Here is a 14,335-nt window from a genome sequence, read left to right as displayed (position 1 = left end):
TCACTTGTAATCTCGCAAAAAATCATGCAAGTTTTTCAATGCAGCCAGTAAAGCTTGCTGTTCGTCGGTAGCCATGCCATCCAAGATATTTTTGACCATTTCACGATGAAAGTGCTGATGGACACGATATAAAAGTTTGCCTTTTTTTGTCAGTCCTAATTTCACCACTCGTCGATCATCTTCACTTCGAATGCGTTCAACATAGTCTTTCTTTACTAACTTATTGATAGCAGTGGTCAAGGTCCCAACAGTAATCGACAGTTCTTTGGCTACTTCTGAAGTCGTTTTTTTCTTGTACATACCGATTGCCTCGATCGTATGCATCTCTGTAATTGACAAATCTTTGAACTGAGATTTTTTTAATTCAGATTCTTCGATTGTCAAAATATCATTGAAGACACTAACAAGATAATCATTTACTGTTTTCAAATCTGGTTCCATGTTCCACCATCCACTAATTAGTTTGATTATCAAATCATTTGATGTTCAAACTATATCTTAACTTTTTTCAAAATGCAACCTAAAAAGCTCATTTTTTTCGATTATGAACTTTTTCTAAGAAAAAATTCATTTTAAAATCCTATTAAATCAACAATCACCCATTTAAACATTAAAAATATTTCTCAAATAAATATTTTGATTATCAAACTATTTCTACTTAAGACTCAGCAAACGAAAAGGTTGTTCCTTTGCCGTAAATTTGATATAGTATTTTTTGATAAAAAAGGAGAAAGAACGTTGAAAGAAAAAGTAAAAAAACTCCCCTTGCTTCCTGGGGTATACTTGATGAAAGATCATACCGGAACTGTGATTTACGTTGGAAAAGCGAAACAATTAAAAAATCGTGTAAGTAGTTATTTTCGTCATAGTAAACAACATTCAAAAAAAGTTCGCCGATTGATTCATCATATCGCTGACTTTGATTTTGTCGTCGTGGATACTGAATTAGATGCACTATTGTTAGAATGTCAATTAATCCAGTACTACCGCCCTTTTTACAACCGTCAAATGAACTATTTTAGTAACTATAATTATTTACATATTACAAATAATGGTTTTTCCCTTTCGGATATGCCACTTGCCCGTACTTACGGTCCCTTTCGACTTTACAAAAAAATGCCGGCTATTTTACGCATCATTGAAGAAACCTATCAGATGCCGTGGCTATCTGAAATCAGCCTTTTAGCTTTAAATACACAATTACCGGAAATGAATCAGTTGTCATTTGAACAAAAGAAAAAAGAGATTCAAAACCTGCTGCAAGGGCGCAATAAAAAACTAATCACTTACTTGAAGAAAAGGCAAAATCATTTTATCGAACAATTGAATTTTGAAAAAGCTGCCCAAATCCAACAAGATATTGAGTTATCCACAGCTTTCATTAAAAGAATACAGGCGCAGAAACTATTTCTAAGGACGCCTAAAATCACTTTCCATCTACCTCTGGCAGCGGACGAAACGAAACAAAAACATTATTTGATTTGTTACGGTCAACTGGCTGAAACGGCCATTACGTCTAATGATGAATCTCCTTATTTTTATTATGAAAATGCAAAAGCTGGTTTGTCCTTGAAGCGACAGTTGCAAAAAGAAGAAATTGACCCCGTCCTTATACTAATGAGTTACCATAAGAAAATTCTCGCCCAAAATGAATTGTAAAATAAAAAGAAACCTTGAACTACCAAACATTGGTCTACAGTTCACGGTTTCTTTTCGTTGTTTTATCCATTTAACCAATTATTCCCCTAATCTCCTCACTAGCCGAAAAAAATCTAAGGAAAAATAGGCGTCACACTTTTTCTTCTGTTCATCGGAGCAGTCTCTTGCTGATACGAACGCTTGTGGATAGAACACGCCCATCCTGGTCACTTCAAGAAGACTTCTTACGAATGAAGCCTGATCCATTAAGCCATAAAAAAAGCAGCTCTAAAGCACCAAGAGAAAATTTTCTAAAAAATCCTCTCTTGGTTGCTCAGAGCTGAACGCTTCTTTCATGATCTTTTATTGGATCAAGTCATAAATTTCCATTGCAACGATATCGATATTGTCAAATTCATATTGTTGATGTGAATCTGTTTCAGTTAATTCAAATGTTTCAGTTGCTTTGTCATAAGTAACTGTACATTTTTCAACGCCCTCTTTTTCAAAACGACGGACTTGCAGTTCATTATCTGCTGATTCGACCATTGCCTCCAGTCGTTTAATGATTGCAACTAATTGTGAATGTGCCATCGGAGGTCCTCCTTTTCTTATTTCTGTTATATTGTAACAAAAGCACAGACGACTTGCATTGATTTTCTCCAAAAAAAGCGAGTTTTTTAAGATTTTTTTTCTGGGTTCTTTCCTTCAGGCCACCAAAGCTTAATCAATGCCTGAGTACCGTCATTTTCAAATCCCTGATCTGCTAATTGTTCATATAATTTTAAAGCTTGCGTTGTCGCTGGTAACTTCAATGCCATTTTATCTGCTTCATCTAACGCAATTTTCAAATCTTTAATAAAATGTTTAACAAAAAATCCTGGCGTATAATCCTCTTTTAAAATACGAGGAGCATAATTACTTAATGACCAGTTTGCCGCACTGCCTCCTGAGACTGTTTCAATGACTTTTTCAAAGTCAAGTCCTGCTTTTGAAGCATAAGCAAGTAACTCGGTCATGCCTGTCATAGTCCCTGCAATCATGATTTGATTGGCCATTTTCGCATGTTGTCCTTTTCCAGCTGTCCCATGTAAAGTAAAAGTGGATCCCATCACTTGAAACAAAGGTAAAACTTTTTCATAGACACTTTTTTCACCACCAACCATGATTGTCAAAGTGGCATTCTTCGCACCCAGATCTCCACCTGAAACTGGTGCATCTAAAGCAGCTGCGCCTTTTTCTGTGGCTGTTTTTGCAATTTTTTCTGCAAGCGTTGGGGTACTAGTTGTTAGATCAACCAAAATTCGATCTTGGACATCCGTTGCAAAGATCCCATTTTCGCCATAGTAAATTTCTTCTACATCTTGGGGATAACCAACCATCGAAAAGATGATCTCACTATTTTTAGTGACATCTTTAGGTGTTTCAGCCCAAATGGCTCCTTTTTTGACTAGCTCATCCGTTTTTGCTTTTGTTCGATTATAGACAGTTACTTCATGTCCTGCGTTCATAAGATGCTCAGTGATTGCGCGTCCCATGACTCCTGTCCCGATAAAACCTAATTTCATATTCGTGACCTCCTAAAAATCAAAAAATCTTTGTCTCTATGCTAAGTATACGCCAGAAACAAAGATTTTTTTAGGATAAATACCTAAATTTATCGTTTAAATGAATTTAATTTGATTTTTATTCTTTCGATGGATGCCTCTTCTTCTTTTCGTTGCATTTCTTTTTCATGATAGATAATCATATCTTCATAAAATTCAATCATCGCTTCGCCAAAGTGCGTAGAGGAAATATCATATAATTTTGATTCCAATACTTTTTGGTCACGAGGGACTTCACTTTTTATATAATCAATAAGTGCTGGTGCGAAATCCTCATCGGTTTCAAATGTTTTCCCAAGGGAGGGATGATCAAACAAACGATTAAGATAAGCATTTCCCTCAATTACACAAGGTGTCCCTGAAGCCATTGCTTCCGTATAAGTTAAACCTTGTGTTTCTGAAGTTGAGGCACTAACAAAGTAATCAGCTGCTTTATAATACAATGCCACATCTTCGTTATCGACTTCTCCAGTAAATTGGACAAATTCATCCAATGCTAGTTCGTTGATTAGCTCTTGCAACTCTTCAAGGTAAGGCCCTTTGCCAACGATCACCATTCGTGCATTGGGATACGCTTTTAGAACTTGGGGAAACCCCTGGACCAATGCTTGAATATTTTTTTCGTAAGAGATACGACTTAAAGATAAGATCATTAACTCATCATCTTTGATATTCAGCGATCCTCTGATTTCTTTGATAGCTTTTTGCGTGATTCCTTCCCTTTTAAATTTCTCAATATCGATCCCTGTAGGAATCACTCGAAGTGGTGCGACAACACCATAACTTCTTAATGTATCAATTACTCGTTCACTGGGACAGACAACTCCTGTTGTATGGTTAACAAATAAGCGGGAAAGATATCTGACATGAGATTGACGTATCACTTTGCCTTTAGCAATATAGTGTAGATAATCTTCATACATCGTATGATACGTATGGATCAATGGTATTTTCAGCTTTTTAGCAACCATTTTACCTAAAATCCCTGCACCAAATTCTGTATGAGTATGAATCAGTTCTAATTCAAGTTCCTTCGCTACTAAATAAGCGTACCACATACCTCGTACCACTATTCGCCGATCTTTAAAGGAAACGAATGGAACACTCGGCATACGAATGACGTCTTTTTCTATTTTATCAGCATTTGGATCGGTTGTCGTAAAAATATAGACTTCATGTCCATGTTTTTCTAGTTCATTTTTTAAGGTTTTGATCGATGTAGCAACTCCGCTTACCTGCGGAAAATAGGTATCGGTAAAAAAGCCAATTTTCATGATTTTTTGCCTCCAAACTACCCTTTATTATTTTGTCTTTCATTTATGGAAGAATCTGCTTCTTCTAACACTTGTGTATACACCAGTTTCAGTTGCTCACCAATTTTCTCAATACTTCGTGCTTGGGCAGTCTGATATCCAGCTGCCACTAGACTAGGAACTTCTTCTTCCACGATCTTTTTGATCAATACGGTAAATTCTTCATTAGAGCGACCCATGTAACAATTTTTTTTATCTTCTAACCAGCCATCATAGACTGGAATGTCTCGTACAAGAACATTCTGCTTACTTGCTAGTGCCTCTAATACTACAATTCCTTCTGTTTCTTCATAAGATGGGAAGAAAAAAAGGTCAGCGCCTGAGTATGCACCCTCAATAATTTCTCCCCGAATATATCCTGGAAAGATCACATTATCTGGGTGTTCTTCTTTCACAATCTGTCGGATATTTTTTGGGATCGAATACATAGGTACATGTCCAAACCAAATAAATGTATATTCTGGGAGTTTTTTTGCAATTTCTACAAAGTCAATGATCCCTTTACGAGCAAAAAAAAGGCCAACACAGATAATCACTTTCTGATCTGGTGATAATTTGAAATAGTCGCGAAATTTTTGTTCTTTGATTGGATCTGGTTGATATTTTTTTAGATCAATCCCATTTGATATCGATTGGATCGGTAAATCTATGCCGTAACTTTCCAGTAATCTTTTAGAATATGGCGTAGGTGTGATGAGATAATCCGCCTTTTGATATAATCCCACTAAATATTTTTTTACTAATGGCGATAATTGATTAGAGCCAATAAATGAGTTACGAAAATCTTCCTCTGTTGAGTGAGCATGATAGACGATCTTCTTGCCGTCTTTTCTTGCTTTATTGACCATATTGTGACTATTGATACCATATGTATTGATGTGTAAGATATCATAGTCATCTTTACTATCTAGCGTGTAGGGAATCCCCATTTCTTTTAGAGCACGTTTTTGGTGGTCAAGCGCTCGTCCAATACCAGATTTCGCAAGTATTTTTTCACTTTCAAAATATAATAATACCTTCACCTTACGTCCTCCTTCATTTATATAGTATAACATAGCGCTGAACCTGTCACTCAAACTTAAGCCCTATTTTAAAATAACTCTATTTTTCATTCCTTATTTTTACCTATATGTAAAAATCCCATTGTAAAAAGCTGATACAGCTACTATCGCTGTACCAGCTTTTACTCGTATTATTATTTTACGTATTCATTTACAAGTTCAACGACTTCTTCCATCGTGTCACATTCTTTCAAAGCACGATCAGCAAGTTCAGCCATCTTCGTTGTATCTAAACGTTTCATTAAACTACGTGTTTTCAAGATTGATGTTGCACTCATTGAGAATTCATCTAATCCCATACCTACAAGTAGCGGAACTGCGGTTTGATCCCCAGCCATTTCGCCACACATACCAGCCCATTTACCTTCAGCATGCGCTGCATCGATCACGTTTTTAATCAAACGTAAGATTGATGGGTTGTAAGGTTGATACAAGTATGAAACACGTTCGTTCATACGGTCAGCTGCCATAGTGTATTGAATCAAGTCATTCGTTCCTACTGAGAAGAAGTCAACTTCCTTAGCAAACTTGTCAGCTAAGACAGCTGCTGCTGGAATTTCGATCATGATGCCGACTTGGATCGTATCAGATACTTCCACGCCTTCATTCAATAATTTTTGTTTTTCGTCTTCAAAGATTGCTTTTGCAGCACGGAATTCTTTAAGAGTCGCTACCATTGGGAACATGATACGTAAGTTTCCATGAACAGATGCACGTAATAATGCGCGCATTTGCGTACGGAACATTTCGTCACCTTGTTCTGACAAGCTGATTCGTAATGCACGATAGCCTAAGAATGGGTTCATTTCATGAGGCAATTGTAAGTAAGGTAATTCTTTATCGCCACCGATATCCATCGTACGCACGACAACCGGTTTACCTTCCATACCTTCAAGAACTGCTTTATATGCTTCATATTGGTCATCTTCAGTTGGGAAATCAGGAGAATCCATGTACAAGAATTCTGTACGGTAAAGACCAACCGCTTCCCCGCCGTTATTATGAACACCAACTAAATCTTTTGGTGTACCAATATTTGCTGCTAATTCAAAATGTTTGCCATCAGCAGTAACAGTTTCAGCATTTTTTAATTTTTCCCATTCTGCTTTTTGAGCAGCGTATTCAGCACCGATTTTTTCAAATTCAGCTTTTTGTTCAGCTGTAGGATCAACGATTACATCGCCTTCAATCCCGTTAACAGCTAACATGTCGCCTTCTTTGACTTTAGCAGTGATTTCTTTTGTACCTACGATCGCTGGGATTTCTAAAGAACGTGCCATGATCGCTGAGTGTGAAGTACGTCCGCCGATGTCAGTTACAAACGCTTTAACAAAATTGCGATCTAATTGAGCAGTATCACTTGGTGTCAAATCATGAGCAACAACAACTACTTCTTCGTTAATCATTGATGGATTTGGTAATGTCACACCTAGTAAATGCGCTAAAATACGTTTCGCAACGTCGCGGATATCAGCCGCACGTTCTTGCATATAAGCGTTGTCTTCCATAGCTTCGAACATACTGATATACATATCAGTTACTTCTTTTAATGCTGATTCAGCGTTTACGCTGTTATCATTAATGTTTTGTTTAATTTGACCAACCATTTCTGGATCAGACAGAACCATCAAGTGTGCGTCAAATACTTGCGCTTCTGCTTCACCTAAGCTTTGCGCTGCTTTTTCACGAATTTGTTGCAATTCTTCAGTAGATTTTGCTAAAGCATCATCTAAACGAGATGCTTCAGCTGCTGTATCTTCTACTGTTGTCTTACTGAATGTTAAATCCGGTTGAACTAGCAGGTAAGCTTTTGCAACGGCAACGCCGTCACTAGCGGCAATCCCTTTTAGCATTTCAACCATTATTCAGATAATCCTTCTTTCTTCATTGTATCAACGATAGCTGCCATTGCGTCTGCTTCGTCAGCACCTTCAGCTGTAATTGTAACGTCAGAACCTTGACCTACACCTAAAGACATAACGCCCATGATAGATTTCAAGTTTACTGATTTACCTTTATACTCTAAGTTTACATCAGAGTTAAATTTGCTTGCTGTTTGTACTAATAATGTAGCTGGACGTGCGTGGATTCCAGTTTCTGCTACTACGTGAAATTCTTTCTTTTCCATATTAATCGGTCTCCTTTAAGTGAGTGTTGTTTTTATGTGAGGGTTTTCTTTTTTAGCAGTTTACTAAGAACACTAATAAGTAGTACCCTTTCATTTGTAAAGATTACCATTTTTTCCCGATAGATACAACAGTTTTCATTTAAATTCAACTAAAAGTGTGGAAAATAATTAGCACTACTTTTAAAAATATGAATACATAGGATAACAACCGTATTCATTCTACCTCACTTCTTTTTTTAGTTGCTTTGATTCTCTTTACTGATCCCTCAGTAAAGAAGCAAACAAAACTAGACTCTGCCAAGCGAAATATCTCCTTCTATTTATCATTTTTATCGAAGAACGACTTATTCGTTTCTTCATTTATTTTGAAAAACTAAATACTTGCACGCGTCCTAAAATTTAGTATAATTATAGCCAAAGGTCAATAATGGTCAATAACATTTTTTACCTTTTCAACTTTTGAGTAAATGAGGGTTATTCTTTTACCTTCATAGTCACGCGTTGTAAAATAGAATGGAAACATGTGAATCATGTGAAAGGACGTGAATCATTTATGCTTTGTCAAAATTGTGGGAAAAATGAAGCAACGATCCACTTATATGCAACAGTAAACGGACAGAGAACGCAACTTGATTACTGCCAAAGTTGCTATCAAAAAATTAAAAATCAACAAAATGGAGGTCTGACTAGTATGGCTCAAAATGATCCTTTTGGTTTTGGCAGCTTGGACGACTTATTCCGCTCCATGTCCCGCCAAATGCAACAGCAAGGAAACTATGAACAAACTCCTCCAACCCAATTCGGTGGTAACAACAACTTTAACGGCGGTCAACCACCGCAACAAGGAAATTCCGAAGGTCTTTTAGGAGAATACGGAATCAACATCACCGAACAAGCTCGTCAAGGTGACATTGATCCTGTGATCGGCCGTGATGATGAAATCAAACGTGTAATCGAGATTTTAAACCGTCGAACAAAAAACAATCCGGTATTAATCGGTGAGCCTGGTGTTGGTAAAACTGCCGTAGTTGAAGGACTTGCACAAAAAATCGTAGATGGCGATGTGCCGCAAAAATTAATGGATAAAGAAGTGATTCGTTTAGATGTGGTTTCTTTGGTTCAAGGAACTGGTATCCGTGGACAATTTGAAGAACGGATGCAAAAATTGATCGAAGAAATTAAGCAGGCTGAAAATGTCATATTATTCATTGATGAAGTCCATGAAATTGTCGGTGCTGGTTCTGCCGGTGATGGGAACATGGATGCGGGAAATATTTTAAAACCAGCTCTAGCTCGTGGCGAACTACAAATGGTTGGTGCCACTACATTAAATGAATACCGCATCATCGAGAAAGATGCAGCTTTAGAAAGACGGATGCAACCGGTTCGGGTCGTTGAACCTTCTGTTGAGGAAACAATCAGTATCTTAAAAGGATTGCAAAAACGCTACGAAGACTACCATCACGTCAAATATACCGATGAAGCAATCGAAGCTGCAGCTATTCTCTCAAATCGTTATGTTCAAGATCGTTTCTTACCAGATAAAGCGATTGACTTGCTTGATGAAACTGGCTCAAAGAAAAACTTAACGATTCAAATCGTTGATCCTAAAACCATTGATAAAAAACTTGAAGAAGCACAGGAACAAAAAATCCAAGCTTCTAAAGAAGAAGACTTTGAGAAAGCCGCTTATTATCGTGACCAAATCAGTAAATTAGAAAAGATGAAAGAACGTCAATTAACAGATGAAGAAACGCCTGTTATCACAGAAAAAGATATGGAAAAAATTGTGGAAGAACGTACGGGCATTCCCGTTGGCGATCTAAAAGAAAAAGAGCAAACACAATTGAAGAATCTTGCGGCTGATCTAAAAGCACATGTGATTGGACAAGACGATGCCGTAGATCGTGTGGCAAAAGCTATTCGTCGTAATCGGGTTGGCTTGAGCAAGAAAAACCGCCCTATCGGATCATTTTTATTCGTAGGTCCAACTGGTGTCGGCAAAACTGAATTAGCCAAGCAACTAGCATTTGAATTATTCGGTTCCGAAGATTCAATGATTCGTTTTGATATGTCTGAATACATGGAAAAACATAGTGTATCTAAATTGATTGGTTCTCCTCCTGGCTATGTGGGCTATGAAGAGGCAGGTCAACTTACTGAAAAAGTACGTCGTAATCCTTATAGCTTGATTTTATTGGATGAAGTGGAAAAAGCACATCCTGATGTGTTACACATGTTCCTCCAAATTTTGGATGATGGCCGTTTGACTGACGCACAAGGTCGGACAGTAAGCTTTAAAGATACGATCATCATTATGACAAGTAATGCTGGTACAGGTAAAGTCGAAGCAAATGTCGGTTTTGGAGCAGCTCGTGAAGGTGTTACTCGTTCTGTTTTAAACCAACTAAACAATTACTTCACACCTGAATTCTTGAACCGTTTCGATGGAATCATCGAATTTAGTGCGCTATCAAAAGAAAACTTAATGACCATCGTTACCTTGATGCTAGATGAAGTCAATGAAATGTTAGCAGCACAACAACTGCATATCGAAGTGCCGACAAATGTCAAAGAAAAACTTGTTGACTTAGGCTATGACCCAGCAATGGGCGCACGCCCTCTTCGTCGAACGATCCAAGAACAAATCGAAGATGGAATTGCTGAATTTTATTTAGACCATCCTTCAATCCATGAACTAAAAGCAAAATTGGACAAAGAAGAAAAAATTGTGATCACTTCTAAACCAGAACGTTTAGTCAAAGAAACGACAAACGAGCCAACAAACTAAACATCTGACAAAAACTTCGCTTTGCGACTGATAAAAAATGAAGCACCCATGAAAAAGCGACAGCTTTTCTCACGGGTGCTTCATTGCTCAAAGCGGATTTTTGATTGTTTTTTGACAAAAAGCAAAATACTGTTCTTTTCATTAGAAAAAAATTATAATGAAATTAAGTTGTATCTAAAATCTACATAAAAGAGGTGAGCGCCATGAAATTTGTCAATGTAACGAATAGTCATTCACGTTTGGTTTTAAACCAATTGGAAAATACAGATGCTCATATGGTGAAGGTTTACACTGCAGGCAATACAATGATTGTTTACACTGAAGCACCGGAACATAACGAGATTTTACTGATTAATGAAAAACGAAAAATACAACCCAAAGAAATTGAAGAAGTCAAAACGTACTTCCTCAATAAAATCCATGACGCCCTATATCAAGAAAACGAAATCCAAGTAATTGAATTAGATGACTTAGTTGAAATCTCGATTCCGAAACATCATCCCCACACTGAGGTTGCAATGTGATGATTACAAATAAACAAAAAAAAGAAACCTTTTTTAGAAGGATCGAAGGATAATGTTTGATTTTATCCTTGATCCAGCTCATTTATAGAGCTGGATCTTCTAAGATTGATTGGTTTCTTTTTTTGGTGTTTTTCCTAGCCGAACGATTGCTCTTACTTCGTTAACGATCGATTCATTATGCTCCCAACCTTCAACATCTAACAGCCTGCATAAACGCTGCATTTCTAACTTTTTTCTTGCTTTACGTTGTTTTCGTTGCTCCAGTGTTTCCATCCAACTCCCCCTTTTTTCTTTTTATATGTACACATCTTTATTTTAATTCATTTTATTTCAAAGAATTTACCAATTTTTTCTTTAAAATAAAAAAAACTTTCCACCAAAATTGTTGGAAAGTTTTTTTTGCTTTTTTGGTAACCTGTAATCAATGAAATGAGGCTGCGATAGCCTCTAAGATTCGTTGACTTGCGTAACCATCTCCATAAGGATTTTTTGCTTGTGCCATCTTTTCATAAGCCTTTACATCAGTTAACAATTGTTTTGTCTCGTCATAAACTGTCTCTTCGTCTGTACCAACGAGTTTTAAAGTTCCGGCTTTTACACCTTCCGGTCGTTCAGTGGTATCACGTAAGACAAGAACCGGAACACCTAAAGAAGGTGCCTCTTCTTGAACTCCGCCTGAATCAGTTAATATAAGATAACTTTTGGCTGCACAATTGTGAAAATCAATGACATCTAATGGTTCGATCAGCTGAACATTCTCATATTGTCCTAAAATAGTATCAGCTAATTCTCGTACTTTAGGATTTTTATGCATCGGAAAAATAATGGATACATCAGAAAATTCTTCAGCAATCCTTCCTAATGCTTGAAAAACGTTCGCCATTGGCTCGCCTAGGTTCTCACGTCGATGCATTGTTACTAATAATTGTTTAGTGGAGCTGCTCGAAAGATGATCGCTTTTTTGATCCGCCACGATCGTGTACCTCATCGCATCGATCGCCGTATTGCCAGTAACGAAGATGTTTGCTTCATCGTGGTGCTCTCTTCTAAGATTATCAGCACTTTCATTGGTTGGCGCAAAGTAGAGATCCGCTAAAACATCTGTGGCTTGCCGATTGATTTCTTCAGGAAACGGTGACCATTTGTTCCAAGTTCGTAATCCTGCTTCGACATGTCCGACTTTAATTTGTTGATAAAATGCTGCGGTCGCTGCAGCAAATGTTGTGGTCGTATCTCCATGAACTAAGACGATATCAGGCTGTTCTGCTTGTAAGATTGGTTCTAATGATAAAAGAACTTTCGTTGTAATAGCGGTGAGTGTTTGATTGACACTCATCACATCTAGATCGTGATCAGGAGTAATTTCAAACACTTCTAACACTTGGTCTAACATTTCACGGTGCTGGCCTGTAACCGTCACGATTGATTCAAAGCGCTCATCTTTTTCCAGCGCTTTGATCAAAGGTGCCATTTTTATTGCTTCTGGACGTGTTCCAAAGATCGACATTACTTTAATCATCATTAAATTCCTCCGGATTATTTAGTTATTCTCTCCCGGCTATTTTCATAGTACTCCCAAAGCACCACCATGTGATGAGCGCTTTACATTAAACTTTTTAATTTGACATTTGGGTACTTGTCAGCAAACCAACGTTCAGCAAATTGGTTTTCGAACAAGAATAATGGCTGATCAAAACGGTCACGTGCCAAGATATTACGACTAGAACTCATCTTCTCATCTAAATCTTCGGGCTCGATCCAACGGGCAATTTTATGACCCATAGGTGACATAATCACTTCTGCATTGTATTCATTTAGCATCCGGTATTGGAATACTTCAAATTGAAGTTGTCCAACTGCGCCAATGATGTATTCTTCCGTCAAATAAGTTTTATAGAGTTGGATCGCACCTTCTTGGACTAACTGATAGATACCTTTATGGAATGATTTTTGTTTCATCACATTTTTAGCAGTGACTTTCATAAATAATTCCGGAGTAAAGGATGGTAACTCTTCATACGCCACCTTCAATTTTCCTTCATAAAGAGTATCGCCAATTTGATAATTTCCTGTATCATAGACCCCGATAATATCCCCTGCTACAGCATTCTCGACATTCTCTCTTGAGTCAGCCATAAACTGTGTCACATTACTTAACTTCAATTTTTTACCTGTTCGTTCTAATTGAACATCCATCCCACGTTCAAAAGTTCCAGAACAGATTCGCACAAAAGCAATCCGATCTCGGTGAGCTGGATTCATATTGGCTTGGATCTTAAAGACAAAACCTGAAAATTCTTCTTCATAAGGACTAACTTCTTGTCCTGATTGTGTTTGATGTCCGTAAGGTGAAGGGGCTAATTCCACGAAGGTTTCTAAAAATGTTTGCACACCAAAATTTGTTAACGCTGAACCAAAGAAGACCGGTGTCTGATCTCCCCGAGCAATTTTTTCTTCATTAAAAGAATCTCCTGCTTCTTTCAACAATTCTACTTCTTCAAGAACTTGTTCATACAATGAATTTTCCGTCAAAGGATGGCCTTCTGGCAGCAATCCTTCTTCATCCAAGGCAACAAGGCGCTCATCATTATAGTTTTCTGGACGATAAAACTCAATACGATTATGGTGGATATCATAGAGTCCTTCTAAGCCTTTCCCCATACCAATCGGCCAATTCATTGGATAAGACTCGATATCGAGCAACTCTTCCAATTCTTCTAAAAGTTCTAATGGTTCGCGACCATCTCGATCTAACTTATTGATAAAGGTAAAAATAGGGATTCCTCTTTTTTTAACGACTTGGAATAATTTTTTTGTTTGAGCTTCAATCCCTTTGGCACTATCGATGACCATAACCGCACTATCGACAGCCATCAATGTCCGATACGTATCTTCAGAAAAATCTTCATGCCCTGGGGTATCTAAGATATTGACTCTTTTACCATGATAATCAAACTGCATCACAGAACTGGTAACTGAGATTCCACGTTGCTTCTCAATTTCCATCCAGTCAGATTTTGCAAAGTTACCAGTCTTTTTCCCTTTGACAGTTCCTGCCTGACGTATTGCGCCACCAAATAAAAGTAATTGTTCAGTAATCGTTGTTTTACCAGCATCCGGATGGGAAATAATCGCAAACGTGCGTCGGTTATCTACTTGTTGTTTTAAGTTAGGGTTATTCATGTTTTACTCCATTTCTGTTACATCATTATCATCTTATTCGTCATCCTGTTCGAGGAATGATCGAACTAGCTATCTCAACTTACCAAGTAT

Annotated in this window: 13 protein-coding genes; 3 read left to right on the top strand and 10 right to left on the bottom strand. The window is 37.5% G+C overall.

The features are described from left to right. Positions 1-441 carry a fatty acid biosynthesis transcriptional regulator FabT gene (fabT, locus tag IGJ27_RS04010; protein WP_010719678.1) on the bottom strand — a complete coding sequence of 147 codons (441 nt, stop codon included), beginning with the start codon at positions 439-441 and terminating at the stop codon, positions 1-3. Positions 442-786: 345 nt separating this feature from the next. On the opposite strand from fabT, the gene IGJ27_RS04005 reads away from it, so the two are divergent. Then, the gene (locus tag IGJ27_RS04005; protein WP_088766128.1) at positions 787-1,659 is read left to right on the top strand and encodes a GIY-YIG nuclease family protein; all 873 of its coding nucleotides are present in this window, start codon (positions 787-789) and stop codon (positions 1,657-1,659) included. A 342-nt stretch (positions 1,660-2,001) separates the two neighbouring features. Here IGJ27_RS04005 and IGJ27_RS04000 read toward each other — a convergent pair whose 3' ends face one another. From IGJ27_RS04000 to IGJ27_RS03975, 6 genes are all read right to left on the bottom strand, one after another. Next, a complete protein-coding gene (locus IGJ27_RS04000) occupies positions 2,002-2,232 on the bottom strand; it encodes a YkuJ family protein (protein ID WP_010719680.1) in 231 nt (76 codons plus the stop codon). 86 nt (positions 2,233-2,318) lie between these two features. Further along, positions 2,319-3,206: an NAD(P)-dependent oxidoreductase gene (locus IGJ27_RS03995; RefSeq protein WP_010738140.1), complete on the bottom strand. Its 888-nt coding sequence runs from the start codon at positions 3,204-3,206 to the stop codon at positions 2,319-2,321. Positions 3,207-3,295: 89 nt separating this feature from the next. Then, positions 3,296-4,519 carry a glycosyltransferase family 4 protein gene (locus tag IGJ27_RS03990; protein ID WP_010719682.1) on the bottom strand — a complete coding sequence of 408 codons (1,224 nt, stop codon included), beginning with the start codon at positions 4,517-4,519 and terminating at the stop codon, positions 3,296-3,298. A gap of 17 nt (positions 4,520-4,536) precedes the next feature. Next, the gene (locus tag IGJ27_RS03985) at positions 4,537-5,580 is read right to left on the bottom strand and encodes a glycosyltransferase (RefSeq protein ID WP_014834761.1); all 1,044 of its coding nucleotides are present in this window, start codon (positions 5,578-5,580) and stop codon (positions 4,537-4,539) included. Positions 5,581-5,753: 173 nt separating this feature from the next. Then, positions 5,754-7,481, bottom strand: a complete 1,728-nt coding sequence (ptsP, locus tag IGJ27_RS03980) for a phosphoenolpyruvate--protein phosphotransferase (protein ID WP_010719684.1) — start codon at positions 7,479-7,481, stop codon at positions 5,754-5,756. Next, positions 7,481-7,747, bottom strand: a complete 267-nt coding sequence (locus IGJ27_RS03975; protein ID WP_010719685.1) for a phosphocarrier protein HPr — start codon at positions 7,745-7,747, stop codon at positions 7,481-7,483. Before IGJ27_RS03975 ends, ptsP begins: the two co-directional genes overlap by 1 nt. A gap of 553 nt (positions 7,748-8,300) precedes the next feature. Here IGJ27_RS03975 and IGJ27_RS03970 point away from each other — a divergent pair. Continuing rightward, the gene (locus tag IGJ27_RS03970) at positions 8,301-10,538 is read left to right on the top strand and encodes an ATP-dependent Clp protease ATP-binding subunit (protein WP_088745504.1); all 2,238 of its coding nucleotides are present in this window, start codon (positions 8,301-8,303) and stop codon (positions 10,536-10,538) included. 203 nt (positions 10,539-10,741) lie between these two features. Further along, complete coding sequence (locus IGJ27_RS03965; protein ID WP_010719687.1) at positions 10,742-11,062, top strand: DUF1827 family protein; 321 nt, start codon at positions 10,742-10,744, stop codon at positions 11,060-11,062. A gap of 99 nt (positions 11,063-11,161) precedes the next feature. Here the strand turns inward: IGJ27_RS03965 and IGJ27_RS03960 are convergent, their stop codons facing one another. The 3 genes from IGJ27_RS03960 to IGJ27_RS03950 all read right to left on the bottom strand — a co-directional run bounded on the left by IGJ27_RS03960 (position 11,162) and on the right by IGJ27_RS03950 (position 14,245). After that, entirely contained in the window at positions 11,162-11,335 is a 174-nt protein-coding gene (locus IGJ27_RS03960) for a hypothetical protein (protein ID WP_010719688.1), read from the bottom strand. Between the two features lie 148 nt (positions 11,336-11,483). After that, positions 11,484-12,584: a non-hydrolyzing UDP-N-acetylglucosamine 2-epimerase gene (gene wecB, locus IGJ27_RS03955; protein ID WP_010738142.1), complete on the bottom strand. Its 1,101-nt coding sequence runs from the start codon at positions 12,582-12,584 to the stop codon at positions 11,484-11,486. Positions 12,585-12,664: 80 nt separating this feature from the next. Continuing rightward, a complete protein-coding gene (locus tag IGJ27_RS03950; protein ID WP_010738143.1) occupies positions 12,665-14,245 on the bottom strand; it encodes a peptide chain release factor 3 in 1,581 nt (526 codons plus the stop codon). Positions 14,246-14,335 lie beyond the last annotated feature (90 nt).

The organism is Enterococcus sp. DIV1726a, assembly GCF_051710985.1.
GTDB lineage: Bacteria > Bacillota > Bacilli > Lactobacillales > Enterococcaceae > Enterococcus_B > Enterococcus_B hirae.
Note: the sequence above shows the minus strand (reverse complement) of the source record. Positions and strands in the feature narration are given on the sequence as shown.

Excerpts from the sequence above, each read along its gene's own strand:
- ptsP (WP_010719684.1), bottom strand. The coding sequence starts at position 7,481 with ATGGTTGAAATGCTAAAAGGGATTGCCGCTAGTGACGGCGTTGCCGTT.
- IGJ27_RS03990 (WP_010719682.1), bottom strand. The coding sequence starts at position 4,519 with ATGAAAATTGGCTTTTTTACCGATACCTATTTTCCGCAGGTAAGCGGA.
- fabT (WP_010719678.1), bottom strand. The coding sequence starts at position 441 with ATGGAACCAGATTTGAAAACAGTAAATGATTATCTTGTTAGTGTCTTC.
- IGJ27_RS03970 (WP_088745504.1), top strand. The coding sequence starts at position 8,301 with ATGCTTTGTCAAAATTGTGGGAAAAATGAAGCAACGATCCACTTATAT.
- IGJ27_RS03950 (WP_010738143.1), bottom strand. The coding sequence starts at position 14,245 with ATGAATAACCCTAACTTAAAACAACAAGTAGATAACCGACGCACGTTT.
- IGJ27_RS03975 (WP_010719685.1), bottom strand. The coding sequence starts at position 7,747 with ATGGAAAAGAAAGAATTTCACGTAGTAGCAGAAACTGGAATCCACGCA.
- IGJ27_RS04005 (WP_088766128.1), top strand. The coding sequence starts at position 787 with ATGAAAGATCATACCGGAACTGTGATTTACGTTGGAAAAGCGAAACAA.
- IGJ27_RS03960 (WP_010719688.1), bottom strand. The coding sequence starts at position 11,335 with ATGGAAACACTGGAGCAACGAAAACAACGTAAAGCAAGAAAAAAGTTA.
- IGJ27_RS03965 (WP_010719687.1), top strand. The coding sequence starts at position 10,742 with ATGAAATTTGTCAATGTAACGAATAGTCATTCACGTTTGGTTTTAAAC.
- IGJ27_RS04000 (WP_010719680.1), bottom strand. The coding sequence starts at position 2,232 with ATGGCACATTCACAATTAGTTGCAATCATTAAACGACTGGAGGCAATG.
- IGJ27_RS03995 (WP_010738140.1), bottom strand. The coding sequence starts at position 3,206 with ATGAAATTAGGTTTTATCGGGACAGGAGTCATGGGACGCGCAATCACT.
- wecB (WP_010738142.1), bottom strand. The coding sequence starts at position 12,584 with ATGATGATTAAAGTAATGTCGATCTTTGGAACACGTCCAGAAGCAATA.